Here is a 26,134-nt window from a genome sequence, read left to right on the forward strand (position 1 = left end):
ACGATGCACTATCGATGATGATACATTCGTGGTTTAGCGGTTGCTTTTCTTGCGATTATTGAATCCTTCAGCTTCGCTGAAAACTTATAAATTCTATAATCTTTAAAAAGGGGCGAGAACATTCTCATCCCCTCTTGGTAACCGCATAATTATTTTCCGTAAGCGTCATTCACTGCTTGGGTTGCTTCATCGCCTCCGGCTGCTCGCCAATTCTGGACGACAACATCAAAATAATCGATACTTTCGCTACCCATTATGATCTTGGTGAATCCCTCAGTCAGGATATCATCCAGAGTTGTGCCGTAGTTCGACAATGCTTCTGGTGAAACTCCCCATAGAGCCGTCTTCGTGTAGTTCCCGCTGTCGAGCACTTTCTTCGCAAGACCGTAAGCATTTTTTGGTGCCCCTTGTTGCAAATAATCACCGACTGCTCCTGGTGTTGCGTTCTTCATAAACTCAACACTGTTGTTATATTTCTGCCACATTCCCGAAGTTGTCAGTCCACTGGTATCCTTGGATTGAAGGGCTGCGGATACAGCCTCAAACTGCTCGTAGTCGGAATTCGGATTAAGTACACGGAACGCTCCCACAACATGGGCAATATCGTTGTCCAGCAGGGCGGATAACGTTTCTTTGGATTCCTTGCCATTACCTTCATCCACGATATAAGCATAGTCGTTCAAAATTTTAATCACTTCTTGAGGGTTCTTGAATCCCTTTTTCATGACAATATAATTGTTGTTGGCGAAGAAAATGGATTGTTTCGCTTCCTTTCCATCGACGGTAGGGATGATATACGGGTAAAAGATCGCGTCCTTACCCAGATTGGCTATCGTATCGACACCCGGATTATATCCCCACCACTGGTAGTAAGGCTGCATCCCCACTTTGCCGGCTACGATATCAGCGTTCATTGCATTAAAGTCTTTGATTGCAAATTCCGGATCAATGATGCCTCGCTTGTACCATTCCGACCATTCAGCCAGCGCATTCTTCATCTCAGGCTGGACTGAGCCGTACACCAGTTTTCCACTGTTATCCTCGATCCACATATCCGGATGTGCATTCCATGCAATGGCGAGCAGGTTCAGGTAATCCAGCGTTTGATCTACCGCGATACCGTAACCGCCATGTTTTTCCATAAATTTCAGTGCGATGTTCTTGATGTCTTCCACAGATTTCGGATCCTGGAGACCCAGTTCTTCTTTCCAATCGTTCCGAATCCAGATGAAGTCTGGTTGCTCAATTAATCCCCAGTGCATCTGAGGTATCCCGTACAGTTTACCTTCCTTCTTTCCAGACTCGTAACTGTCCGCATCCGCTTCCATGTAACCTTTGAGACGATCTGAAGCGTGCTGTTCGAAGACTTCCGTAAGGTCCATCACCATATCCGCTTCAACCAACTGCCTTAATTGTGATGGGTTAACCCTGAACACGTCGGGAAGATCGTTCGATGCTATAGCCAAATTTAATTTGGTATCGTACTCATCGCTCACCCAGTCTGTTTTGACATCAATATTAAACTTCTCTTTGTAACGCTTAATCCAGACATTGTTTGTGATATCGTCTCCCTGGGGATATTTCGCAGAAGTGTATTCAGACGTTACCGTGTGAATGGTTGTTGTTCCACCCTCATTAGTATCCGAATCCGTATTTGTCGGACTTTGCTCGGTGCTGCTTCCGTTCGTACAGGCAGCGAGTAATAAGGTCGACATGCATAAAGACAACATTAAGATTTTCGTTTTCTTTTTCAAATTGCTTCCCCCTTTTTCGTGATAGTTACTAATGACTTTCTTGAAAATATTGTAAAGGAGAAAGGGGACACGTGATATAAAAGTTATTGACGAGAAGCGGTAAGTTTTTTTACTTTCCATTCAACGGGGAGAGATGATAAAAGAGGAGCATGCACTTATTTTACTTTTGACAAATCTTTTTTTACATCAGAAATGCACGACGAATAATGAAAGGAGGGGGAAGGGCGATACAACTGCTGCAATTCGTGACCAAAGCAAAGGCGTGGCTATTTTAGTACAGAATACCTTGGAACCGTAACGAATTTGACAGGTACAACTTTAACTTTTGCGTTATTCTTATTAGGTTTAGCAAGCTTAGTAGGAAATCTAGCTGGAGGAAGATTACTTACTAAAAATGCGATGAAGACAGCATTACTTTTTCCGATCGCATTGGGATTCTCACTTGCATTATCGTTCTTTACAGGAAAATCAACGGTTCTCATGTTAATTACAATTATGCTTTGGGGGTTATTCTTTGCTATAGGAAATAATGTGGCACAATATTGGATTACTTCTGCGGCGCCGGAAGCCCCCGATTTTGCGAATGGTTTATTTTTATCATGTAGTAACTTTGGGATAACGATAGGAACAGCAGTAGGAGGATTGTTTATATCAGGGATGGGTACTCAATACATTGTTGTAGGAGGAGTCTTATTCTTATTATTGAGTTGGATATCTATATTGCTGAGACAGTACAAGTTTAATTCAAAAAAACATCAACAAATTAGCTGATTAGTAAGTATCTACGCATTGAATGAGCAGTTGCCGGTTGGCAGCTGCTCTGTTTTTAGTAAGCTAATGGCAGGATAGTTCAGGGACCGCGTGGAATAAATATACATCTTTACCGAATTAGGAGGTCGTGCAATGGCGTTTCCGACACATATTGTATCAGCAGGTGGAATTGTAGAAGATGGAGATGGAAATATCCTATTAGTAAAAGCTCATGACGATGGTTGGGTGTATCCTGGTGGCATCACTGAAGTTGGAGAAAATCTGATGGATGGCGTGATTCGTGAGATCAAAGAGGAAAGTGGAATAGACGCCACGGTTAGCCATTTAATTAGTGTTGTTTCGAATACAGCGATACATAAGTGGTATGACGGTGTGACCGATGTTCCTACGAAGGTCATGTTTGACTTCGTGTGCAAGGCTGTGGGTGGAGAGTTAGCTATTTCTGATGAAACGAGCGAATGTAGGTGGGTTCCAAAGGAACAAGTTCTGGATTTGATTACATTACCCGCCATCCGAATGCGTTATGAAGCTTATTTGAACTTTAACGGCAATGTGAATTATATGGAGTACGTCACTGGGACAATGTCAGAATGTAATGTCAAACTTCAAAGGCATGTTTAATTGCACGAGAGCTCCTGTTGTAGGAATTTTTGAACTAGTGGGCAGGATCGGTTGGTTATAGTAGATATCTATTCACTTTGAATCATATTCTTATAACCAATTATTAATCAGATGATTCTTATGTAAATGTAAGGAGGTCTTTGTCCAAGTGAACAATATTTTTGATCTATCACATACCAAAGGGATTTTAATGCGCATCGATCAATTGGTCCAAGACTCCCACCCACAATGGGGGCGTATGGATGTTGCTCAAATGCTAGCTCATTGCACTTCATTCCATGAAGTAGCAACGGGAAAATCCCTTTCCTCAAGAAGTTGGTTAGGAATGTTGATAGGAAAGTTTGTAAAACCCATTTTATATAACGACAAACCACTTCCTCGCAATATGTCTACGATTCCGACCATGATGATTGTGGACAAGAGAGAGTTTGAAGTAGAAAAAGAAAAGCTAAAACAAAATATAATAGCATTACAACGTAATGGTCCTAAGACTTGTGCAAATCGACGACATCCTTTTTTCGGAGTACTTACTTCCGAGGAATGGGGTAAAGGAATTTACAAGCACTTGGACCATCATTTAAAACAATTTGGCGTTTAGTTTTAGTCAAACTAACTGGTAATGTTCATTCAATATCAAGTTCTTGTACCCGGACAGCTGCTGCTGCGAAATACAAGAACATAGCCCATTGAAAGTCGCTATTTTAGCGGCTTTTTATCTTTTTGTTTTATCGGTACAAGTTCTAACCCTAATCTTCGCTATAAGCGACTGCATTGAAGTATTCAGGTTCGATACGGTTATCATCTGTATCTTCGAAGCTCATTTCAATTTAAATCTTTCCCTCTCTCAGTCGGTTAATATCTGCTCTAGGGGATAAACCAAATAAGCGGGAATATTCCCGACTGAATTGAGATTGACTTTCATAACCCACGCTGATGGCGGCGTTAGCTACATCGGTCGACTCGGTTATTAACAGCCGTCTAGCTTCCTGTAATCTCAATTGTTTTTGAAACTGAACCGGACTCATAGCCGTTACCTCTTTAAAATGCCGATGAAGCGAAGCTGCACTCATGCTGGCTATTTCCGCCAGCTCCTCAATTCGAAAGGAATCTTTATACGTTTCAATAATATGTTGAATTACTTTTCGTATTCGAACGGAGTTGCTGCCTTCTAACGCCATTTGCTCGAGTGCTTCCCCATGTGGGCCTTGCAGAATCCAGTAAAGTATTTCTTTCTTGATTAATGGAGCGAGTACTGGAATATGTTCTGCATGGTTTAGCAAAAAAGCTAATCGGTAAACGGCATCCAGCAAAGGTGGTTCGACGTTGCCAATAAATATCGCCCGTTTTGCGTTTTTTTTGGGTCCAGGTTGAAGAGCTGCGTGATTTAGAACCTCTAAGACTTCGCTGGGTGAAAATTCAAGTTTGAGTGCCAAATAAGGAGATTCAGGCGTGGCTTTGATAACTTGACCAGTCACGGGTAATTCAACGGACGCAACAATGTAATTGTTAGGACCGTATCTATAGCATTCTTCACCCAACCAAATCTCTTTCTCGCCTTGAACGATAATGCAGAAGGAGGTTTCGTTAACTCTAGCTACGGGTTCGCTAATCATGGATTCTCGGATCAGAAATAATGATGGAATAGATGTAGGATGAACACCATCCTGATTTATGTAATGTTCAATAAGTTTACTCAGTTCATGCTCCTGGCTAAACTTCTCAGCTGTGATCTCAGGCATGTCCGTTTCTCCTTTACTCTTTCTTTTGCAAGTTTTCATTTTACTTGATTACTGAGGACAATGAAAGTGATTTGAGAGGATTAGGCATAAACTTGATATGAATGTGGGTAGGGTTTGTTTAACATTTATGACATAATCAAATTTATAATAATCCATTCAAGAGGGAAATATGTAAATACATGAAAGGGAGGAATAAATAAAATGGAATACGTTAAATTAGGTCATACAGGATTGGATGTATCCCGGTTTTGTCTTGGTTGCATGAGTTTTGGTGATCCAAAGAAATGGATACATCAATGGGTACTTGATGAGGAAAAGAGCCGCCCTATTATTAAAAAAGCCCTTGATCTGGGAATCAATTTTTTTGACACTGCTAATGTTTATTCGATGGGGAGCAGTGAAGAAATTCTTGGTAGAGCCTTGAAGGATTATGCCAATCGTGATGAAATTGTGCTTGCTACCAAGCTCCATGGCCGCATGCACGATGGTCCAAATGGTGCCGGTCTTTCAAGAAAGGCAATCATGAGTGAAATCGATAAAAGTTTAAAGAGGCTTGGCACAGATTACGTAGATCTGTATATTATCCACCGCTGGGATTACAATACTCCCATTGAAGAAACGATGGAGGCGTTACATGATGTTGTGAAGGCCGGAAAAGCAAGATACATCGGTGCTTCCGCGATGTTTGCTTGGCAATTCCAAAAGGCACTGCACGTAGCGGACAAAAACGGATGGACTAAGTTTGTATCCATGCAGAATCATTTGAATCTTATGTACCGTGAAGAAGAGCGTGAAATGTTACCACTTTGTAAGGAAGAGGGAATTGGAGTAACGCCATATAGTCCACTCGCATCAGGAAGATTAACACGTGATTGGTCGGAAACGACTCTTCGTTCGGAAACGGATCAAATCCAGAAATCCAAATATGATGCGACTGCAGATGCAGATCGATTGATTGTCGAACGAGTTGCAGCCCTCGCAGAAAAACATGGTGTCCCACGAATCCATATCGCACTTGCCTGGTTACTGCAGAAAGAAACCGTCTCATCTCCGATTATTGGAGCCACAAAAATATCTCATCTAGAAGGTGCCATAGGAGCTTTAGATATGAAGTTAACAGCTGAAGAAATGGAGAGCTTAGAGGAGCCTTACGTACCACACTCGATCGTTGGACATGCGTAATTGAAAAATCTACTGTTACGAAGGATGAGATGAAAGGTCGTAGGGTGATCTTCTTTTGTCCACCAAAATTTGATAAAGTGGGGAAAAAATATGCCTTACATTGTTGAATTAATCTTATCTGTATTGATTTTAATTGGAATTTATATTTTAGTAGCTAGTTTACTTAAATCTCCTCGAATGGGTAGTTACATTGAACATCGGCATAAGCAATTCGAGAAGAATCTCTACGGAGATCAAGATTGAGGAACGTGCTTCAACAAACAAGAATGCGAATTAAAATTCGTTCATACGTTAAAAGAAGAGCGATTCACGCCGGACCACTGCGCCGAATGAATTCGCTCTTTTTTTATTTCAAATATTGCCTGCGAAATTGCAACGGAGAAAGGCCGAATTCGCGTTTGAAGCAGGACGAGAAATAGGGGGAGTGACGAAAACCCACTTCCTCGGCGACCCGGTCAATGGACCAATCGGTGGTGACCAGGAAACGTTTGGCCCGCTCCAGCCGGTATTGCTGCAGATAATCCGATGGCGTGCAGCCGTATCTCGCTTTCATGCAGCGAACGATATAGTTCGGATGAAAATGCAGCGCAGACGCAATCGCATCATTGGTGATTTTCTCCCGATAGTTGGCCTGAAGGTATGCCGCAGTCCGTTCGGCTAGTCGGGAAGCGACGGAATCCGTTCTCCCGAAGCTTCCTTCTTCGAGTAAGCCAAGCAATTCGCCAAGCAAATGCTGCTCCTGCCAAAAGGAAAGGGCTGAGGGCTGGGCCAACAGCTGTTCCACCATACCAAATACCGTCCGTGAGTCAGGCAAGTGCATGTACTTTGGCAATCGCAGCGTGTAAGGGTTGATGAATGGCCTGGTTGAATAAGGTGATGGATTGTTCTCCGTTTGCTCTTCCGGAAAAGCATCCCGTCTGGGTGCATGCTCGAAGTGCACCCAGTAAAAAACGGTATCCTGCTCGCAGGGCTGGAGAGGATAATGTTCCGCATCAGGCAGCAAAAGCAGCATGTCCCCTTCTGTTAGCGTCCAACCCGATCCATTCTCGCCAATATGCATCTCGCCACGAACCAGGATCAGCAAATCATATGCCCCGATATTACTGCGATGGGGATGTTGATCCCCGATTTTGTATTCCGTCCGGCCTGATCCCAGATAATAGGGCAGCGGGGGGATCCGAAGCTTAATCATGGTGTTTTCCACCAGAACATTCACGCCCCTTCGGCTGTGTTAAATTTTATAGAAAATGGTTCATTCCATCGCTATTAAGTCCCTAGTACCAAGCATATAATTGAGTTCGAAAAGAGTCAATTTATATAGGAGGTACGGTAAATGCAGACAACACAGGTTCACATCCGGGACAAGTTTTGGGAGGACTATTCCGAATTGGTTCGCCAAACGGTCATTCCCTATCAATGGGAAGCGCTGAACGATCGCATCGCAGGGGCAGAACCGAGCTATGCCATACGCAATTTCCGGATCGCTGCGGGTCTGGAACAGGGCGAATTCGGGGGCTGGGTGTTTCAGGACAGCGATTTATATAAATGGTTGGAAGCGGTTGCTTATTCACTGAGAAACCACCCTGATCCCGAATTGGAGAACATTGCAGACGGAGCGATCGATCTGATTGGTCAGGCTCAGCATGATAATGGGTACATAAACACTTATTTCACGATCAAGGAACCGGGGAAAGAGTGGACTAACCTGTATGAGGCCCACGAACTGTACTGTGCCGGGCATCTGATTGAAGCCGCGGTGGCTTACGCCGAAGCGACGGGCAAACATAAGATACTGGACATTGCATGCCGCTTTGCCGACTTGATCGATACTCTTTTCGGCACGGGGGAGAACCAGAAGCGGGCATACTGCGGGCACCAGGAGATTGAACTGGCACTCGTCAAGCTGTATCATTCAACCGGGGAGGAACGATACCTGAATCTGAGCCGATATTTCATCGATGAGCGGGGAAGCAGTCCGAGTTATTTCACCCAGGAATGGGAACGGCGCGGCAGAACGGGCATTTGGTCGCAAAGTTCACCCAATCTGGAAATGTATCAATCGCATCTTCCGGTGCGTGAGCAAACAGCTGCGGTCGGACACTCTGTACGTGCCGTATACATGTATACGGCTATGGCCGATCTCGCCAGCTTGACCAATGATGACAGCTTGAGGGCTGCGTGTGAACGGCTGTGGGCCAATACGACCCGCAAACAGATGTACATTACGGGCGGCGTCGGAGCAACGCATCTGGGCGAGGCGTTCACCTTTGACTATGATCTGCCCAATGACGCAGTGTACGCGGAGACATGTGCATCCATCGGACTCATCTTCTGGGCACGCCGGATGCTTCGCCTGGAAGCGAAAAGCGAATATGCGGATGTAATGGAACGCGCGCTGTACAACAACGTGCTTGGCAGCATGTCCAAGGACGGCAAACATTTTTTCTACGTCAATCCGCTTGAAGTATGGCCGGAGGCCAGCAAACGCAATCCGGACAAGCACCATGTGAAACCGATCCGCCAGAAGTGGTTTGGCTGTTCCTGCTGCCCGCCGAACGTGGCCCGTTTGCTCAGCTCGCTGAATGATTATATCTATGATGTGTCTGCGGAAGGGAACGTGGTTCACGTTCATTTGTACATTGGCAGCACGGTACAGTTTACGTCGGCCGAAGGCCGGGAAGTCACGCTGAGTCAGCGTTCCGAACTCCCATGGAACGGCAAAGTTGACTTCAACGTCTCGCTTGCTCCAGAAAGCGCCAACGGTGCTGCCTTTACGCTCGCGCTGCGGGTCCCCAACTGGTTCCAGAGCGGGCAGCCTATTCTGCGAGTGAATGGTGTAGTGCAGAAGGTTACGGTGAATAACGGTTATGCACATATCAACCGCCTCTGGTCAGAAGGAGATACACTGGAGTGGCTGCTGCCACTGGAAACGAAGCTGATTGAAGCTCATCCGCAAATTCGGGCCGATGCTGGCAAGGCAGCCATTCAGCGCGGACCACTTGTTTATTGCGTGGAAGAGGCGGATAACAGAGCACCGCTTGCCTCATTATCCATTGCCGAGACAGCCAATTTAACGGAGCGGGAAGCCTCGGATCTGCTCGGCGGTTGCATTGTGGTGGAGGGTGACGGATTGGTCGCGGACGGATCCGCATGGCCGGAGGATCAACCGTACCAGCCGATCCGTAAGCCGCGTAATCCGGTACGATTCACGGCCATCCCTTATTATTTATGGGGCAACCGCGAACCGGGTGAAATGAGCGTATGGCTGCGTAACTAAGGCGGGAGTCATCGAATCGAACCCAATGTTTCAAGGCATTGCATGGCAACTGAACATAACGCGTGGTTTCGAGACTGGCAGGTCAGGAGGTCCCTAGTGTATACCGGGGGCCTTCCGTCATGCCCTGCATGTTGAAACCCGGAAGCGGAGATGAATGCATGAAAACAGACCATGTACGAAAGTCCCGTATGGAGCGAATCACGCTGAAAAATCGAATTCTTCTGCTTTTTGCGGTCGTAGCCCTCATTCCTTTCCTTTTATCCTGCTACCTATCCTACCGTACGATCAATTCCATCCTGACGACCAAACTGCAATCCGGCATCCAAAGCAATCTGAAACAGGTGACATTGTCCCTGGAAAACACGCTCAGCAACCTGAACCATGCCTCCCAGCAACTTGCCTTCGAAGGAAGCATCGGCAAACAGCTGGAACAGCTCATGATTGCGGATCAACCCTATGACCGCAGTTATTTGACCGACCAGATCAAATATCAGCTAAACCTGATTGCCTTTACCAATCCCAATATCGGGCTGTCCATGTACTATTTTCGTGAAGACGATACTTATCTTTTTGAAACGATGGGGGTTAAGGATTCATTCGATCCGGAGAAACTGCCCATCATGGCCAGCTATTACGGGATTACGTATTTCGGACCCCATATCAGCAACGACAGGTTTAACGATCAATACGTTCTTTCCGCGCTGCGAAAGGTGGATTTGCCTGAACGTGAGGACGCCTATGTGTACATTGAATCCGGGTTTAAGCTAACGCAAAGCATCCTTGACCTGGACGATGTCAGCAAAAACACAGCTCATCTCATTTTGGATAACCATGGGCGAGTCTCTTACAGCGAGTTAGGAGATATGTTTCCCGAAAACACGACTTTTCCTGGTTCTCGGGATTCTGCAGCTGCCGCAGCAACTTCAGGCATCACCTCAGATTATTACTGGTACAGGCAGTACAGCAACCAGGGATGGAGTGTGGTATCACTTGTTTCCAAAGCGGATTACGACCAGGAGAAAAACCGGTGGATGATGCAGATGTTTCTGTTAACCGTGTTGTTTGCCGCAGTCAGCTTGGCGATCGGCTGGTTGCTGTGGAAAATGGTATATCGGCCATTATCCCAATTTCATCGGGAGATGAAGCAGATGCTTGACAGCAACTTCGATGTGGTGGATGCAAACTCCCGCATACCAGAGTTTGAAATGCTGCTGACGCAGTTCGGGCGGATGAAGTCTCACATTGCAAGGTTATATTCCGAGGTTGAGCTAAAAGAGAAGCGAAGGGCAGATCTGGAAATCGAAAAGCTGCTGTACCAAATCAACCCGCATTTTCTGATGAATACGCTGGATACCGCTCATTGGCTGGCTGTCATGAATGGACAGGAGGAGATTGACCGGCTCGTAACTTCGTTGAACAAGTTGCTGTATTACAATTTGCGTAAAGGCGGTCAGAGCTCTACCATCCGTGAGGAGATGGATTCGCTCAGGCAGTATCTCATTCTGCAGCAGATTCGTTATAATTTTCAATTCGATGTTCGCATCCACATCGATGACGAACTGCTTAACGTATCGGTGCCGAGGTTCATTCTGCAGCCGCTGGTTGAAAACTCCCTGTACCATGGGCTGGACGACAAGGGAAGGATTGAAGTGGAAGTAAGTAGGCACAACAGCCGGCTTGAAATCTCGATCAGGGACAATGGCAGGGGCATCTCGGAAGAAAAGATCAAGGAGCTGCTGGAACAAGAACAGGCCGAACGTCATCGGGTTGGAATGGGGATCGGCATGAATTATGTTAAGCGTATGCTGGAGTCTTATTATGAAGGCCATGCCAGCCTGAACGTATCCAGCGAACCGGGAAAAGGAACCTGGATTGTCATACAGCTGCCTATTCAATGCAAAGAGGAGGAATCACCATGATCAACGTGCTGATCGTCGATGACGATCAACTTGTACGCAAAGGGCTCATGCTTGCGATGCCGTGGGATGCATTTGAAATGAAGGTCATTGGCGAAGCGGGGAATGGCGAGAGAGCGCTTGAATTTTTATCAGAGAACCGCGTGGATTTATTGATTACAGATCTGGCGATGCCTGTCATGTCAGGAATTGAGTTAATCCGTATCGCACGCAAGCAATACCCGGAATTGCCGATTGCTGTCCTTACGCTGCATCAGGATTTCGAATACATTCAGGAAGCGCTGCGTTTGGGCGCCATCGATTACATTGCCAAAGTACAACTGGAGAAGGAACGGTTCGAGGAAGTGCTTGGGCGCATCCATGACCGTATTCTGACGGACAGGCGAAAACGTTTAAATGACGATACCGCATCAGAATCCGATAAGGACACGCTGTTTTATGGGGGGGCTGACACAGGTACACCATTACTGAACGAATCGATCTGCGAATGGGAGCAAACCGGATCGGCATTCGTTGAAACGGGAGAGGGGAGCCTAAAGGACAAGTTGCACTCCTTTCGCTGGGTTCATGATGAGCGGTACTTGAATGAACTGCTGCAAGAAATGAGGACCTTGAGATTGCCCGTGCCCCGATTGATGCAGTTGCTATACGGCGTTACGGTAGACTGGAACCGAACATTCAAAAACATCGTCCAAACGGAAATGACCACGCCCGTTCATTTTGCGTCATGGCAAGACGTGGTGGAATGGATGGCTGACTTTCGTGCAGAAGCGCTTGTATTATCGGGCGGCCAGTACCTTCGCAAGGAGGTGAGCAGCAGCATTTTGACTGCCGTCAAAATTGTTCATGACGAGCTGCAAAAACCGTTATTCGCCAGCGATGTCTCGAAGCGGGTCAATCTCAGCCGCAGTTACTTCAATCAATGCTTCAAGGAAATGGTCGGTTATTCTTTTAATGAATATCTTCGCAAGATCCGGATCGACAAGGCGCGGGACTATTTGACCCAAACGGCCAAACCGATTGTCTGGATTGCGGAGCATACAGGTTATGCGGACGAAAAGTACTTCAGCCGGATGTTCCGGGAACAGGTGGGCATGCTGCCAAGCGAGTACCGTAATGCACCAAGAGGAGGGTAGACGGATGGAGCTCAGGGGGGATGAATGGATTGTAAGCGTTATCAAAAACGGACGTTTCACCGCCTGTTTCTCGTTCGTCCCTCTATCCATAAACGTTTTCCGGCCGTGTTATATTGTTGGTGCTGGACGCTAATGACATTCCATTAAAGGGGGAGCATCCATTTGAGCAAAAAAATGGTCATGGTGGCGATGATGCTGTTACTCACATTCACGAGCGCCTGCAGCAGCGCAGGCAGCAAGGAGAACGGAACGGCGGAAAACAATACTGCGCCTGGCGTTGCTGAAGAAGGACCGGCCGATCCGTTCGGCAAGTATGAACAGGCGATTACCCTGACGTATGGCAAAGAGGTCGATCCAACGGACAAAAGTTTGCCTGCCGGAGATACGCCGGAGAATAACCAGTATTCGCGTTATGTGAAGGACAATCTGAACATCGATACCAAAGTAACCTGGCAGGCGGCCACCGGAACGAACTATGAGCAGAAAGTAAACCTGGCAATATCAAGTAATGATTTGCCCGATGCGCTTGTGGTCAAGGATACCCAATTGCGGGCAATGGTGAAGGCTGGCCAGCTGGAGGACCTTACCGATGCATTTAATCGATATGCCTCTCCGGCCATGAAGAGTTATATGGAAAAAACGAACGGTGTATCGGCCGAGGCGGTGACATTTGACGGAAAAATGTATGCTATTCCTAGTATACAAGTACACTCCGACGGTGTTCACCAAATGTGGATACGCAAGGACTGGCTCGACAAGCTGGGACTTGAGCCGCCAAAAACAATGGAAGACCTGGAGAAGGTTGCAAAAGCATTCGTGGAACAGGACCCGGATGGCAATGGCCAGAACGATACGATCGGTATTGCCGGACAACAGAACGGAGGCAGGTTATACGCCAATTTTTTGGAATCGACGAACAACACTTATGGACTTGATCCGATCTTTGGAGCGTACCAAGCTTATCCTGGTTACTGGCTAAAAGACGATTCAGGCAATCCGGTCTACGGCTCCATTCTGCCCGAAACGAAGGAGGCACTCGCCAAACTGCGCGACATGTATGCTAATGGGCTAATCGACAAGGAACTCGGCATACGCAAAAGTGCGTCCGAGCCAGTAGTCAATGGAAACGCAGGTATCTTCTTCGCTCCGTGGTGGATGGGATACGGACCGCTCCCGGATGCGATCAAAAACAATCCTGAAGCCAACTGGCAAGCATACCTGCTTCCGCTGGATGCCGATGGACAATTTAACGCTCACATGGGAGCTCCTTCTACCGTATTTGTTGTCGTTCGCAAAGGTTATGAGCATCCTGAAGCCGTCATCAAAATGCTGAACCTGCTCATAAGGGACGAGTCGAAATTCGATATCTCCGTGCCTGTAGGACATTATCCGCTGCGTGTTCCGATGTCCTATATGGATGAGAGCGAATATTCGGCAAAAGCGCTGCAGGAAGTGCTCGCCGGCGCGAAAAAACCTGAAGACTTTACCGATCCGGGCTACAAACTGCTGGCGGCAGATATCCAAAATGTCAAAAAGGTAAAGAAAGAGCCGTATGACAATATGGATATCCAGTACTGGGATCCTCAGGCCGACCTTGGCGTATGGAGCCGTATCTATTCGCTGTTGGTCGGATCATCGTCCTTGCAGCAGGACTATAACAAGGTATATAGCCTGCTATATTCCCAGACTCGCACGATGGAAAGCCGCTGGTCGAACCTGAAGAAGCTGGAGGATGAAACCTTCCTGAAGATCATTATGGGGGCCGCCCCTTTGGATACGTTCGATACGTTCGTCAGCGACTGGAAAAAGCAAGGCGGGGACAGAATTACCGAGGAAGTCAAGGAATATGTCAAGTAGACAGCCGTCCAGAGCGCCGGATTCATCCGGCGCTTCTTCTTGAAAGAATCAGGATGGGAAATTGCAAGGGAGGAACACCGGATGCGAAACCGAAGTTTCATCAAACATTATTACATCATGTTGTTGCCCGGAATGGTGTGGCTGCTGTTCATCAGCATCATTCCCATGTTCGGGATTGCCATTGCCTTTCAGGACTTCAACCCGGGCCAAGGCATATGGAAATCAACCTGGATCGGGCTCGAAAACTTCGAATATATGTTCAGCCTGAACGATACCAAAACCATTTTCTTTAATACGGTGTACATTGCTGTCATGAAAATTGCGGGCAATCTGATCGTGCCGTTAATCTTTGCGATTATGCTCAATGAATTGCGTCTCATGGTGGTCAAGCGCTGGGTTCAAACGATCGTATACCTTCCGCACTTTTTGTCATGGGTTATTCTTTCCGGCATATTGCTCGATGTGTTTTCGTATACGGGTCCTGTCAATGGACTACTCAACTTGCTGGGGATTGAACCGGTGTTATTCTTTGCGCGTGCAGACCTGTTCCCGTTTATTGTCGTAGGCAGTGATGTATGGAAGGAATTCGGTTTCAACACGATCATCTATCTGGCAGCGCTGACGGGCATCAGCCCATCCCTGTACGAAGCCGCTTCGATTGACGGAGCAACCCGGATGCGCAGAATCTGGCACGTGACTTTACCTGGCCTGCGAACTACGATCGTGCTCTTGGCTGTGCTGAGTTTGGGAAACGTGCTCAACGCAGGTTTTGATCAAATTTTCAATCTGTACAATCCGCTGCTGTATTCGACGGGCGACATTATCGATACCTGGGTATACCGCGAAGGTCTGCTGAACATGCAGTACGGACTTGCAACCGCGGTTGGGTTGCTGAAATCGGTGGTCAGTTTCGTGCTCATCATCGTCTCGTACCTGCTTGCTTCGAAGTTCGCCAATTACCGCATATTCTGACAATGAGAAGGAGTTGAGCGAGATGATAAGAGAAACGACGCTGCGATCCAGAGTATTCGATGTAACGCTGCTGGTCGTGCTGCTCCTGATCGCGTTCCTGTGCATTTTGCCTCTCTGGTATACGCTGGCCGTGTCTTTAAGCGAAAAATCGGCTGCTGCTGCGGGGAAAGTATGGTTATGGCCCGTTGGCTTCAACTTCAATTCATACCAGCAAATTATCGGAGACCGTTCCTTTTTCAATTCCTTCTGGATTTCCATTCAACGGGTTGTGCTTGGTGCGACAATCACGTTTATCGTGACGACAATGATGGCTTATCCGCTCTCCAGAAGTCCGCGCGAATTTCGCATGCGTAATGTGTTTATGTGGATTCTCGTGTTCACACTGCTGTTCAACGGTGGTTTGATTCCCTGGTATATGACTGTAAAGGCCATCGGGCTTTATGATACCATTTGGGCGCTTGTTCTTGGCGGGGGAGTGCCGGTATTTAACGTCATTCTGATCGTGAACTATTTCCGTAATTTGCCCAAGGAACTTGACGAGGCTGCGCTCGTGGACGGGGCCGGGCCGTGGAGAATGTTGATCACCATTTATGTGCCGCTGGCCGTGCCCGTGCTGGCTACTGTAACGTTGTTCACCATCGTGTACCATTGGAACGAGTTCTTTCATGGTCTGGTGCTGACTTCAGGGCAGGATCATTATCCGCTGCAAACGTTAATCCAGCAATTTGTCGTGGTCATCGACGCGTCCAACATGACGGAAGACCAATATAAGCGGATGAATGAGTTGTCCAATCAAACACTGAATGCCGCAAAAATTTTCATCGCCATGCTTCCCGTATTGATTGTCTATCCATTCCTGCAGCGCTTTTTCATTCACGGGATTACACTCGGTTCGGTGAAGGAGTAGCTGCTTGGTTCATGATGCAATACGGGGCTATTGAAAGGTTCCATGGCCTGGAATTTCTGCCAAATTGAAAAGCCTGCAAAAGATGGATCGGTGCGTCCCATTTTATTGCAGGCTTTTTGCATGGTTCGATATACAGGAGACGATATAACTCCTCCGAGAGTAAGTTTGTGAATTTGTACAAAAATAGGAAATTAAATCCGAAAAGCTTCTCTTTTTTTTAATGGATTTCATCTGTATCATTTGATTAATTCAGAAGGGAGACTGACGAGATGAACAATAGAGAAGCGTTTTCGAACCGGGTCGATTCGTATTTAAAATACCGCCCGAGCTATCCGGAAGAGGCAGTTCATTATTTATACGACTTTGTGGGTTTGCGTTCGAACAGTAAAATATCAGACGTCGGTTCTGGTACAGGGATTTTTTCCAAGCTGCTTCTGGAACGGGGAAGCAATGTGATTGCGGTCGAGCCCAATCCAGCCATGAGGGCAGCCGCTGAGCAATTGTTAGAAAGCTATCCAAACTTTCAAAGTGTCTCAGGTTCCGCAGAATTTACTGGGTTACCTGATCAGTCGGTGGAGTTTATTGTATGCGCACAGGCGTTTCATTGGTTTGATCGTTTAGCAGCGCAAACCGAGTTTCGCAGAATTCTACAGCCGGGTGGGAGAGTGATACTCATCTGGAATTCCCGTCTTACAACGGGTACTCCATTTCGTGAACAGTATAATCAACTGCTTCATACATACGGAACCGACTACGAAAAAGTAAATCATAAAAATATTTCACGCACGAAGCTTCTCTCTTTCTTTAAGGAAGGTTCGATGCAAGAGATGGGATTCAGAATGAGTCAGGAGTTCGATTTCGAGGGCTTGAGAGGAAGGTTACTATCATGTTCCTACAGTCCTGCACCTGGGCATCCAAATTACAATCCAATGATGACGGAACTGCGAAATCTATTTGATCGGAATCATCAAGATGGTATCGTTCCATTCGATTATGAAACGGAGATATTTTGGGGAGAAGTATAGTTTGATGTGATGTGTCTTTGGAAGGACAACAATAAACCCATTGAGAAGTCGTCGTTTGGAGGCTCTTTTTACTTGTTCATATTCCGTTCATATTGTCGTCACGAAGGGGACATCTTGCTTGATTACACTTTGAATATGTCGCTAAGGTGGCTCTTCAGATACAAGGACAGGAGAAGATGAACGTGGCAAAAACGGTGGAAACAAAAACAACGGGGACCAAGAGCCGCAAGAAACGGAACTTATGGTTAAAAATTATCGGGGGTATCGTCGGGGTGCTCGTGCTGTTCATGGGCATCGTGTTTGTCGTAAATGCAATCAGCAACGGAGTCGAGAAAAAGAAAATCGAACCGTATGGCCAGTATGTCCATGTGGACGGGAAAAAGATGAATACTTACATTCAGGGAGACGGCGAACAAACCATCGTTCTCCTTCCGGGGCAAGGAACTCCGTCGCCTGTGCTTGATTTCAAGTTATTGATCGATGAGTTGTCTCCCGATTACAAAGTCGTGGCGATCGAGCCGTTCGGATATGGATTGAGTGACGAAACCGAGAAAGACAGAACAACAGAGAATATCATCGGTGAAATTCATGAAGCTGTGCAGCAGCTGGGTATTGACCGTTATGTTCTGATGGGACATTCGATCACAGGGCTATATGCTGTATCCTATGTGAATACCTATCCGGATGAAGTTCTTGCTTTTGTCGGTATTGACAGCAGTGTTCCCAATCAGCCCGGCATGGATGTTAAATTGCCTTTAAAATCAATGCAGTTTCTTCAAGATTCAGGTCTGATGAGATTGCTCAAAAAAGTGAGCGGAGATCCTTATGAGTCGCTTGCGTTCGATGAGCATACCAAAGAACAAATGGACTTGATTTCGAATCAAGTCGGAAGCAACCGGTCGTTGTTGGATGAGCTCCGACATCTCGGTTCCAATTTTAAAAATGCTGAGCATCTCACCTACCCTCATGATTTGCCAGTACTTCTCTTCGTTCAATCGAATAATGAGCACAATGAGCAGTGGATTCCGCTGCATGAGCAGCAAGTCAAACAATCTGCACAGGGCAAAATGATCCCGATGGAAGGTTCACATTACCTGCATCATACAAAATTCAAAGAAATCGCCGAGGAATTCAAAAACTACATGAAGCAAATCCAATAGTATGGTTGATAATTAAACTGCGGTGCCGAACCTTGGTGCCGTGGTTTCTTTGTTATGCGATTACCTGTTACCGATTACGTTAATGAGGGGCTATAAACCATTCCAAAAAAAACGAATGAATAATTTATGTAGTATCTATATAGTTCGTAAATAACTGTGAACAAATCGTTAATTCGTTGACAATGGATGTTATATTTATTAGAATACGAAATGGACATCAGGTTAAAAACAGATATGAGTATCCTTATTGTTGGTTTGGAAGCTTACAATTATAGAGCTGTTAAATCCTAATGACGAATATAGGAGCAATAATATTACAATCCTATATGAAGATTAGGATTTTTTGTTTTTAGCTTTGGAGCATAATATGAAGGTTGGAGGCTGGCTTTATCATGGACAATTGGTTCAAATTAAAAGAAAGAGGCACGAGCGTTTCCACGGAAATCATCGCAGGGATCACGACGTTCTTCACGATGGTATACATAGTGATCGTAAATCCAGGAATACTCAGCAGCACAGGGATGGACTTCAATGGAGTATTCATTGCTACGGTGCTGGCAAGTATTGTGGCAACACTGATTATGGGATTATGGTCTAATTATCCAATCGTCTTGGCGCCTGGTATGGGACTGAATGCGTTCTTTGCCTATAGTGTGGTTGGCGGTTATGGCGTGTCTTGGCAGGTTGCACTGGGAGCGGTATTTATCGCAGGGCTTTTGTTTATTATTTTATCGCTTACTTCATTCCGCTACATGCTGCTTGATGCAATTCCTTCGAGTCTTAAACACGCGATAACAGCGGGGATCGGATTGTTTATTACAACGGTAGGCCTGCAAAATTCCGGGATAATTGCCGATTCAGAATCGAATTTGATTACCCTTGGGAACTTGGCTGAGCCAATGACTTACCTGACCATTATCGGATTGATTATCACGGTTGTGCTAATGGCCTACAATGTAAAAGGTTATCTGTTCATCGGAATGGTGATTACAGCGATACTCGCCTGGATCATGGGGCTGTTTCAAATGCCGGAATCCATTGTATCCATGCCGCAAGGTATTACGACAACGGCGTTCCAATTGGATCTGGCAGGCGTATTCTCTAATGGGCTGTATACGATCATATTTACGTTCCTGCTGATCACCCTGTTTGATACGACAGGAACAATGCTCGGAGTAGCTGAACAAGCGGGACTGCTCAAAGATGGTAAATTTCCGCGTTCACGCGGTGCGCTGCTGGCAGATGCGGTCGGGACAACTTCTGGGGCACTGTTGGGAACAAGCCCTACATCGGCTTATATCGAGTCCAGCACAGGGGTAGCTGCAGGCGGAAGAACAGGACTGACAGCGGTAACGGTGAGTGTGCTGCTCGCTCTTACTTTGTTCTTTACACCGATCGTGAGTGTGATATCAGGTATTCCAGCGATCACTTCTCCGGCACTGATCATTGTTGGTTACTTTATGATCAATGTCATCAGCAAAATCAATTGGAAGGATCTCGAAGAAGCATTTCCTGCCTTCCTGATTATCATACTTACTCCGTTGACGCACAGTATTGCGACAGGCATTGGCGTAGGGTTCATTTTCTATCCGGTACTCAAGCTGCTCCGCGGAAAGGGCAAGGATGTTCATCCGATATTCTACATTTTTGCGGTATTGTTCTTCATCCAGCTTGTGTTCCTGGACCACTAATAGACTGTTTAATAAAAAGGAGAACTGCCTGTATACAGGCAGTTCTCCTTTTTTTCATTAATTCATTTAGGCTTTAGAGTCTTCCGGAATCCTAAATGAAACGGTAGTGCCCTGATTTTTTGTACTATGGATGGCCAAACCGCTGCCGAAAGTTTGCATGAGTCGTTGGTTTGTATTGTACAGTCCAATGCCGCCTTTTCTCTGCCCGGGAGCATTCCATAATTGGGCGACTTGGTCGGGTTCCATTCCAACTCCATCATCCGCCAATTCAATGACAATGAAATCTTCCTGCCGTGCAATCCTTATCCGTATCGTACCGCCTTTAACTCTGGTTACAATACCGTGCCGGACTGCATTTTCCAATATTGGTTGAATCGTTAAAGGGGGGATAAGTACGTTAATGTTCCAGTCAACTTCCCATTCGATGTTCAATCGAGCTCCGTACCGTTCCTTTTCTACGTATAAGTAGGCTTGTATAAGTTCAAGCTCCTGCTTGAGCGGTATCAGACGATTTTTATTTCGGTAATGAAAGCTGATTTGTAGGTAGGTGCTAAATGAATCCACAAGCCTGCGCATACGTTCGATGTCGATGTCGCTAAGCGCGACAATCGAATTCAACGTGTTAAACAAAAAATGAGGATGGATTTGTGCCTGCATATATGCGGCTTCCATTCTAAGACGGTCATCAACAGAGTGTTTTAAAGTAATCAACGAATGGATGCGGTATCTTAATTCCACCGGGTCGACTGGTTTTGTGACGTAATCGTTAGCCCCAGACTCAAAGCCGGCATACACATCATTCGATTCACTTCGGGCTGTCAGTAATAGTACGGGCAGCTCAGAAGCGTTGTAGCGCTCTCTCACAGCGCGTGTGAGTGCATAGCCAGACATTTCAGGCATCATTACGTCCGCGATGAGGAGATCCCAGGATTGGGTACCGAGGAGCTCAAACGCTTCAGTAGCTGAAACAACACATCTTAGATGGTACGACTCTGTAGAAAGGATGCCAGCCAATACTCTCAGGTTAATAGGGTCGTCATCAACAACCAGAATACTCACGGGATGTTCGGTCGACATTGAGCTTGTTTGCAGCTTCACCGAGGCAGGTCTTTGCTTGTAGTCAGCACTGGCTGCAATTTCGTTTAAGGTATCTCTCCCGACAAGAGGAAGGACAACCTGTTGTACACTGTTTTCTGCGTCCATATCAGCAGACGGAAGTGTGAATTCAAACGTCGTTCCTTTATCTTTCTCCGATATAACGGTGAGCTCTCCGCCATGAAGTTCTACGAGTTCCTTGCTAATGCTTAGCCCAAGCCCGATCCCCTTGGCGTCATTTAATCCTTGCTCACCTTGTTCATATGGAAGAAATACGCGCTTGATTGTTTCTTGATCCATTCCAATACCCGTATCCGTTACTTGGATAGTTACTCCGCTTCCCTCAGTATAAGCGTCTACCGTAATTTCCCCGTTCTCCGTGTATTTGATCGCATTATGAACCAAGTTTAGTACTATTTGAAACAGACGCTTTTCATCTGCATGAACGGAGGGGAGCGAATCAGGAATGTCTGCTTTTAACTGTACGGATGAACCTTCCATCATAAATTTTAATAGATCAAACACCCCGTTTGAGACGGAAATGAAGGAAACGCTGCTCGGATACAGTTGAATTCTTTTCTCTTTAAGGTGAGTTATATCCAAGAGATCATTCAACAAATGGGACATCTGGTAGCTGACCTTAACCAGAAGATCTAGGTCTTCGCTACTTTGTTTGCTGAGCGTTTCTTTCTCACGTTCTGCAAGGCTTATCGCGATATTCGTGATTCCATGCAGTGGTGTACGCAGCTCATGAGAGGTGTTGGCAAGAAATCGGTTTTTCATCTGATCCGCCAGCTGCAGCTTATCGTTCAATTCACGTATGCTTTGGATATTACGAACATACCGCTTAAACCAATAGGCAGAAAACCCGATAATGGCCGCAAGTACATCGATGGGATAATATACAGCGGGGAGTGCCGTATAACCACTAATTGCCCCCCAAATCGAGCTGGCCAATACGCCGCTGGCCGACAGGAGTAAGAAAATAGAATCTTCCTTGTTCTTTAAAACCATTTGAATAAAGAGAAAAAGTGACGCTATCATCGGCAGCAAGTAAAAAGCACTAAACACTTTGTACTCTACAAGAAAATGAACCCATTGTACCGGTATGATCAAGATCAGGACGGTATACGACGCCAAAAGCACACTGAATGCGGTAAATAAGCCACTGTGTTTGGGAGAGGCAAAACGTCGACTCATTCTCAAGATAAAATAGGAAAGCCATGAATAAGAAAGTACGGATATCTTAACTTCCCATGTGTAGTTTAATGGCAGTACCTTCAGCAGAAGAGTGTCGTTTGATGTTGCTACGGTTAAAGCAGCAGAGACAAGCAGCAGAAAAAAGTCAAGCAGGGACCATTGCCTCGGGTTGAATGAGTATAAAATACAGGCATATAATCCGTGCAATATAAGGATGACAATCATGATGAGCTGAAAATCAACGGAAGCCCCATTTTCTTTTTGGATCGCCAAGTGGGATCCCAACTTGATCGGCTTAACGATTCCCCCAGCGTATGGGTGATCATGATTAGCCACTCGGATGAGTATATTGAGTTCATTGGTGTTACGGTCAGGCACATAATCGACGATAAATGAGCTTCGGTCCGGTAGGTAAGTCTGACCGGACTCACCAGTATTCCCCATGGATGCAATCGTTTCACCGTTGATATCCAATGTGACTGCAGATTGAATTTCTTGAACCCAGAGTGATATAGGGGCTGAGAGTGGACGATCCAGCAAAATTCGAACCTGGTATGTTCCGAATCCATATGAAGTTTTTGTTTCATCTCCCCATGCGTTTTTCCAGTCTCCAGGAACAGGCAAAAAGAGAGGCTTGTCCGGCTTCGCCATTTCGTACTGTTTTGCATACGTATCGGAATAAAAAATCCATTCGCCGTTTAGATTGATGGGTTTGGAACCCAATAAATCCCAACCTCTTAAATCGAGAATACCATTCGAAACTTTCGGCTGATCTGCTGGAGGAGCATACGTCGCAAGCCAAAGCCAACGGATCCCAAGGAGTAAGGATAAAAAAACAATAAAGGGGACAACATAGTGGATTAGCTTAGAAATTTGAGTTTTATCGAGTACTTTTGTATGTAGCGCTCTCACGTTCACGTTCCTTTAATCCATTCTTTCTTTCCAATATAATCATTACGGCAACGGACGTACATCCGTATATTGGTAATTATGGAAGAGTGAAGGGCTTTAACGTATGGAATCGTATAAAGGATTCTATCCTTATCGATCTCGTCCCAATTTCAATGTTTAAATCATAGAGTAGCATATTGTAAGCTGGACAGTAATTCAGTAATTTATCATTAACTATAGGGCAGCTCAGTAATTGCAAAAGCTTTTGGATGACTACAGTCAGTTACTCGCGGAAATAATAACCTTTAGCTTTCTAATCCCGGACTGTAGCCTTCAGTTCCGTACCAAGGAGATTGAAGAACCGTGAAAATTGTAGCTTTATATGTCATCCTCGCTTTATTAGTAATGGTAATGATCCTCTCAGTCGATATGTTGTCAGGCATGAGTATATTTGAGGCGTTGCAATCCATCTCGGAGGTTGTTGCCAATACAAGCATACAGGAGGGGATTGCCATGGTTGTTTTCCTTTCCCTTCCTTTTATCCAGGCTATTGCCACAGCTATACGAAAAGAAAATACAAGAAAATGAGCAACGCTATCTATCGCAATAGCCCGAATTTTTTGCGTATTCGGTGGACAATGAACAACAGGATCGGGATGGCCGCACACGTCACGGGCAAGATATAGCGTAAAAAAACGGTTCCCTCTTCCATATGCCTTGGATAACTCTCTGCACTGATAAATGAACTGAATAGAACGACAACAACAACAGGAACAGCCAACATGCGTGTGTCCTTCACCTTGAATAGATCTGCCGTCACCGCTATGGCTGCGTAACAATACAGTGCCAATTTAAAAAATACACCTATAATTAAAGTCAGGATAACAAGGGCATCCAGCCGCTGGACAAAATTCGCCAGATTGACCAGCGTTATGGTGGTGTACATCGGAAAGGTAGCCCTATAATAAACATCCTCTCCAAGAACCGACAACTCAATAGCATGTGTCACACAAAGCAGGATACCGCTTAAAACGACAGCTGCTATCCCCATTTTACCAGTGAGACGGGATTTTTGAAGATGAGGTAAAACCGTAGTTATGCAGATTAGTTCACCGAAAGGAAAGATCCAAATATTAGGATAGGCCAATCCAAGGGATTGCTTCCAATCTTCCGCATGCAGAGGAAATAAATTTTTGAAATCAACGAGACCTGCAGCAATTACAACAAAACTGCATATTAATCCCATAATGAAAATAACGACCAGATAAATTTCGGCCGTTCTGGCAAACACTTCAAGCCCCTTATTCAATATATACATGACAGCAATAGCCATGATGGCATTGACGATAAATATTGGTGTCCGGTCATAGGAGGCAGCAATTAACAGGTCACCAGCTTCACGCAGGTTTCTGGAGCCATTAAACATGAAGACCGAAATGTACAGCAAACTCACCGGCCATCCGATTGTTCTACCTAGAATCTTCTGAATATATCCGCTTATGATCAGACCGGGATATTGACGGGATAGATCGTTATAGATCAGATATAATAACAGTCCACCAGGCAGAGCAAGCAGGATGGATAGCCACACAGCATGTCCACTTTCAAGCCCGATGGGAACCACAATGGCTGTCCCTAATTCAAATAAAACAATAATTGCAAACAATTGATTTAAACCTATGACTTCTTTTTTCATAGCCAATGCTCCGCTTCTTCAGTTGGATTCATCTTCATGCTGCAAGTACGGCTTGGATCTCATTCCTGTACCCCGGATATAAGCATCAACACGAACATCCAGCTTCCCTTGGGCAAACATAGAGTCCCAATCTTTTTTCACTGTTTCCCACTCCTGCGGACGGAGGCGTTTCAGTTCATTGCCAAAATCAAAAATATCACTTTTCAGTCGCTGAGCCGCTCGTATGGACTGGATTGCTGCTTCTTTTGTCTGCTTTGCCAATTGCTTCTCCAATTTCTCGATTTCATAACCTTTGCTTAAATCCACAAATCCACGTGTTTCGTTTATTTTTCCTTCCTCCTGGATGTGTACATGGAAAATAGGCAATCCCTTTTGAAGCTCTACGTTTACAACTGTTTTGGAGAAGTTAATATCAACGGCGACTGACGCTTCTAAATCCTCCGCGTTAACGTTGACTGTGGTCTGATTTATCTTGTTCTGCACCCAAACTGCCCCTTTTGCCTCGGAGCCTTCGAGCCAAGCTGTCAGTTTTCCTTTTTTGAACACACCAAGTCCACTTATGGAGAGAATGGCCTTCACATCCGTTTGTTCCAGATTTGCTTTCTTTTTGCCTTCCTCCTTGTCACCGATAATTCGGATGCCGCTGATAGACACCTCACCTTCTCCAGTTAAACCATTGATCAACTCAAAAATATTAATATTCCTATTTTCACCCCAGATTGCCGCCGTGTTTTTAGCTTTCTTGACCAAGCCCATAGCGGGAAGACTCTCGATTGGCAAAAGGATCTTCAGAACAGAATTTGCGTCAGCGTCTCTCGAAACCAGAACGGAAGTATTTAACCTCAGCTCGTGGGATCTTTCAAATACGTCAAAAATCTCGCTTATTCCGCTTCTGGCCATCTGTTCCCCGATCACTACAAGCTGCGTATGGGCAAAAAACAGCTGTCTTGCAGCTTTTTTTGAGGTTTTGCGCAATGCTCCAAATAAAGTTCTGTCCGTTGCGGAATAGACTGAGATGGTAGGCTGTCCTGTACTGGCTCCCATGCTTGTTGCCGTTGCTGAAGGATTTACAATCTGAAAGGTGACTCGATATTCATCCTTATCGGAAGCTTTATCGATTCCCATGCCGGTGACGATCGCCATTTCATTCAGTTCCCGGCTGTTCCAACAGCTGGTCAACAGTATAACCACAAGCATATAAGGTATGGTTCGCAGCAGCCCTTTTAACTTCATGCGATTTCTAT

The 26,134-nt window shown here is 45.6% G+C and carries 19 protein-coding genes and 1 pseudogene; 14 read left to right on the top strand and 6 right to left on the bottom strand.

Features of this window, described 5'->3' with window-relative positions:
* Positions 1–149: 149 nt before the first annotated feature.
* On the bottom strand, positions 150–1,754 hold the full coding sequence (locus AB3N00_RS01660) for a hypothetical protein (protein WP_413032998.1): 1,605 nt from the start codon (positions 1,752–1,754) through the stop codon (positions 150–152).
* Positions 1,755–2,048: 294 nt separating this feature from the next.
* On the opposite strand from AB3N00_RS01660, the pseudogene AB3N00_RS01665 reads away from it, so the two are divergent.
* The 3 genes and pseudogenes from AB3N00_RS01665 to AB3N00_RS01675 all read left to right on the top strand — a co-directional run.
* Positions 2,049–2,525 (top strand): annotated as a pseudogene (locus AB3N00_RS01665) (MFS transporter); the annotation flags it as partial.
* 132 nt (positions 2,526–2,657) lie between these two features.
* Positions 2,658–3,146: an NUDIX hydrolase gene (locus AB3N00_RS01670; RefSeq protein WP_413032999.1), complete on the top strand. Its 489-nt coding sequence runs from the start codon at positions 2,658–2,660 to the stop codon at positions 3,144–3,146.
* 148 nt (positions 3,147–3,294) lie between these two features.
* Positions 3,295–3,744: a DUF1569 domain-containing protein gene (locus tag AB3N00_RS01675; protein WP_413033000.1), complete on the top strand. Its 450-nt coding sequence runs from the start codon at positions 3,295–3,297 to the stop codon at positions 3,742–3,744.
* A gap of 229 nt (positions 3,745–3,973) precedes the next feature.
* Here AB3N00_RS01675 and AB3N00_RS01680 read toward each other — a convergent pair whose 3' ends face one another.
* Entirely contained in the window at positions 3,974–4,885 is a 912-nt protein-coding gene (locus AB3N00_RS01680) for an AraC family transcriptional regulator N-terminal domain-containing protein (protein WP_413033001.1), read from the bottom strand.
* 201 nt (positions 4,886–5,086) lie between these two features.
* Here AB3N00_RS01680 and AB3N00_RS01685 point away from each other — a divergent pair, with 201 nt between their 5' ends.
* Positions 5,087–6,067: an aldo/keto reductase gene (locus AB3N00_RS01685; protein ID WP_413033002.1), complete on the top strand. Its 981-nt coding sequence runs from the start codon at positions 5,087–5,089 to the stop codon at positions 6,065–6,067.
* Between the two features lie 346 nt (positions 6,068–6,413).
* On the opposite strand, the gene AB3N00_RS01690 is transcribed toward AB3N00_RS01685, so the two are convergent.
* On the bottom strand, positions 6,414–7,259 hold the full coding sequence (locus AB3N00_RS01690) for a helix-turn-helix transcriptional regulator (protein ID WP_413033003.1): 846 nt from the start codon (positions 7,257–7,259) through the stop codon (positions 6,414–6,416).
* 141 nt (positions 7,260–7,400) lie between these two features.
* Between AB3N00_RS01690 and AB3N00_RS01695 the strand changes: the two genes are divergently transcribed.
* The 9 genes from AB3N00_RS01695 to AB3N00_RS01735 all read left to right on the top strand — a co-directional run bounded on the left by AB3N00_RS01695 (position 7,401) and on the right by AB3N00_RS01735 (position 20,008).
* A complete protein-coding gene (locus AB3N00_RS01695; protein ID WP_413033004.1) occupies positions 7,401–9,344 on the top strand; it encodes a glycoside hydrolase family 127 protein in 1,944 nt (647 codons plus the stop codon).
* A 158-nt stretch (positions 9,345–9,502) separates the two neighbouring features.
* Complete coding sequence (locus AB3N00_RS01700; RefSeq protein ID WP_413033005.1) at positions 9,503–11,263, top strand: histidine kinase; 1,761 nt, start codon at positions 9,503–9,505, stop codon at positions 11,261–11,263.
* Positions 11,260–12,396, top strand: a complete 1,137-nt coding sequence (locus AB3N00_RS01705) for a response regulator transcription factor (protein WP_413033006.1) — start codon at positions 11,260–11,262, stop codon at positions 12,394–12,396. Before AB3N00_RS01700 ends, AB3N00_RS01705 begins: the two co-directional genes overlap by 4 nt.
* 174 nt (positions 12,397–12,570) lie before the next feature.
* Positions 12,571–14,253: an extracellular solute-binding protein gene (locus tag AB3N00_RS01710; RefSeq protein ID WP_413035165.1), complete on the top strand. Its 1,683-nt coding sequence runs from the start codon at positions 12,571–12,573 to the stop codon at positions 14,251–14,253.
* An 81-nt stretch (positions 14,254–14,334) separates the two neighbouring features.
* Entirely contained in the window at positions 14,335–15,225 is an 891-nt protein-coding gene (locus tag AB3N00_RS01715) for an ABC transporter permease (RefSeq protein WP_175398815.1), read from the top strand.
* Between the two features lie 22 nt (positions 15,226–15,247).
* Positions 15,248–16,132 carry a carbohydrate ABC transporter permease gene (locus AB3N00_RS01720; RefSeq protein ID WP_175398814.1) on the top strand — a complete coding sequence of 295 codons (885 nt, stop codon included), beginning with the start codon at positions 15,248–15,250 and terminating at the stop codon, positions 16,130–16,132.
* Positions 16,133–16,401: 269 nt separating this feature from the next.
* Positions 16,402–17,157 carry a class I SAM-dependent methyltransferase gene (locus AB3N00_RS01725; RefSeq protein ID WP_413033007.1) on the top strand — a complete coding sequence of 252 codons (756 nt, stop codon included), beginning with the start codon at positions 16,402–16,404 and terminating at the stop codon, positions 17,155–17,157.
* Between the two features lie 176 nt (positions 17,158–17,333).
* Positions 17,334–18,317 (top strand): alpha/beta fold hydrolase, encoded by a 984-nt coding sequence (locus AB3N00_RS01730; protein ID WP_413033008.1) that lies wholly within the window; start codon positions 17,334–17,336, stop codon positions 18,315–18,317.
* Positions 18,318–18,709: 392 nt separating this feature from the next.
* Positions 18,710–20,008, top strand: a complete 1,299-nt coding sequence (locus tag AB3N00_RS01735; RefSeq protein ID WP_413033009.1) for an NCS2 family permease — start codon at positions 18,710–18,712, stop codon at positions 20,006–20,008.
* 66 nt (positions 20,009–20,074) lie between these two features.
* Here the strand turns inward: AB3N00_RS01735 and AB3N00_RS01740 are convergent, their stop codons facing one another.
* Entirely contained in the window at positions 20,075–23,026 is a 2,952-nt protein-coding gene (locus AB3N00_RS01740) for an ATP-binding protein (RefSeq protein ID WP_413033010.1), read from the bottom strand.
* 531 nt (positions 23,027–23,557) lie between these two features.
* Here AB3N00_RS01740 and AB3N00_RS01745 point away from each other — a divergent pair.
* A complete protein-coding gene (locus AB3N00_RS01745) occupies positions 23,558–23,782 on the top strand; it encodes a hypothetical protein (RefSeq protein WP_413033011.1) in 225 nt (74 codons plus the stop codon).
* A gap of 10 nt (positions 23,783–23,792) precedes the next feature.
* Here AB3N00_RS01745 and AB3N00_RS01750 read toward each other — a convergent pair whose 3' ends face one another.
* Both AB3N00_RS01750 and AB3N00_RS01755 read right to left on the bottom strand, forming a co-directional pair.
* A complete protein-coding gene (locus tag AB3N00_RS01750) occupies positions 23,793–24,890 on the bottom strand; it encodes a GerAB/ArcD/ProY family transporter (protein ID WP_413033012.1) in 1,098 nt (365 codons plus the stop codon).
* A gap of 18 nt (positions 24,891–24,908) precedes the next feature.
* A complete protein-coding gene (locus tag AB3N00_RS01755; RefSeq protein ID WP_413033013.1) occupies positions 24,909–26,123 on the bottom strand; it encodes a Ger(x)C family spore germination protein in 1,215 nt (404 codons plus the stop codon).
* Between the last annotated feature and the right edge of the window lie 11 nt (positions 26,124–26,134).

This window comes from Paenibacillus xylanilyticus (genome assembly GCF_047246825.1).
Taxonomy (GTDB): domain Bacteria; phylum Bacillota; class Bacilli; order Paenibacillales; family Paenibacillaceae; genus Paenibacillus; species Paenibacillus xylanilyticus_B.

Coding starts and splice junctions, on each gene's coding strand:
- AB3N00_RS01670 (WP_413032999.1), top strand. CDS start 2,658: ATGGCGTTTCCGACACATATTGTATCAGCAGGTGGAATTGTAGAAGAT.
- AB3N00_RS01680 (WP_413033001.1), bottom strand. CDS start 4,885: ATGCCTGAGATCACAGCTGAGAAGTTTAGCCAGGAGCATGAACTGAGT.
- AB3N00_RS01685 (WP_413033002.1), top strand. CDS start 5,087: ATGGAATACGTTAAATTAGGTCATACAGGATTGGATGTATCCCGGTTT.
- AB3N00_RS01690 (WP_413033003.1), bottom strand. CDS start 7,259: ATGATTAAGCTTCGGATCCCCCCGCTGCCCTATTATCTGGGATCAGGC.
- AB3N00_RS01695 (WP_413033004.1), top strand. CDS start 7,401: ATGCAGACAACACAGGTTCACATCCGGGACAAGTTTTGGGAGGACTAT.
- AB3N00_RS01700 (WP_413033005.1), top strand. CDS start 9,503: ATGAAAACAGACCATGTACGAAAGTCCCGTATGGAGCGAATCACGCTG.
- AB3N00_RS01705 (WP_413033006.1), top strand. CDS start 11,260: ATGATCAACGTGCTGATCGTCGATGACGATCAACTTGTACGCAAAGGG.
- AB3N00_RS01710 (WP_413035165.1), top strand. CDS start 12,571: ATGGTCATGGTGGCGATGATGCTGTTACTCACATTCACGAGCGCCTGC.
- AB3N00_RS01715 (WP_175398815.1), top strand. CDS start 14,335: ATGCGAAACCGAAGTTTCATCAAACATTATTACATCATGTTGTTGCCC.
- AB3N00_RS01720 (WP_175398814.1), top strand. CDS start 15,248: ATGATAAGAGAAACGACGCTGCGATCCAGAGTATTCGATGTAACGCTG.
- AB3N00_RS01725 (WP_413033007.1), top strand. CDS start 16,402: ATGAACAATAGAGAAGCGTTTTCGAACCGGGTCGATTCGTATTTAAAA.
- AB3N00_RS01730 (WP_413033008.1), top strand. CDS start 17,334: ATGAACGTGGCAAAAACGGTGGAAACAAAAACAACGGGGACCAAGAGC.
- AB3N00_RS01735 (WP_413033009.1), top strand. CDS start 18,710: ATGGACAATTGGTTCAAATTAAAAGAAAGAGGCACGAGCGTTTCCACG.
- AB3N00_RS01750 (WP_413033012.1), bottom strand. CDS start 24,890: ATGAAAAAAGAAGTCATAGGTTTAAATCAATTGTTTGCAATTATTGTT.
- AB3N00_RS01755 (WP_413033013.1), bottom strand. CDS start 26,123: ATGAAGTTAAAAGGGCTGCTGCGAACCATACCTTATATGCTTGTGGTT.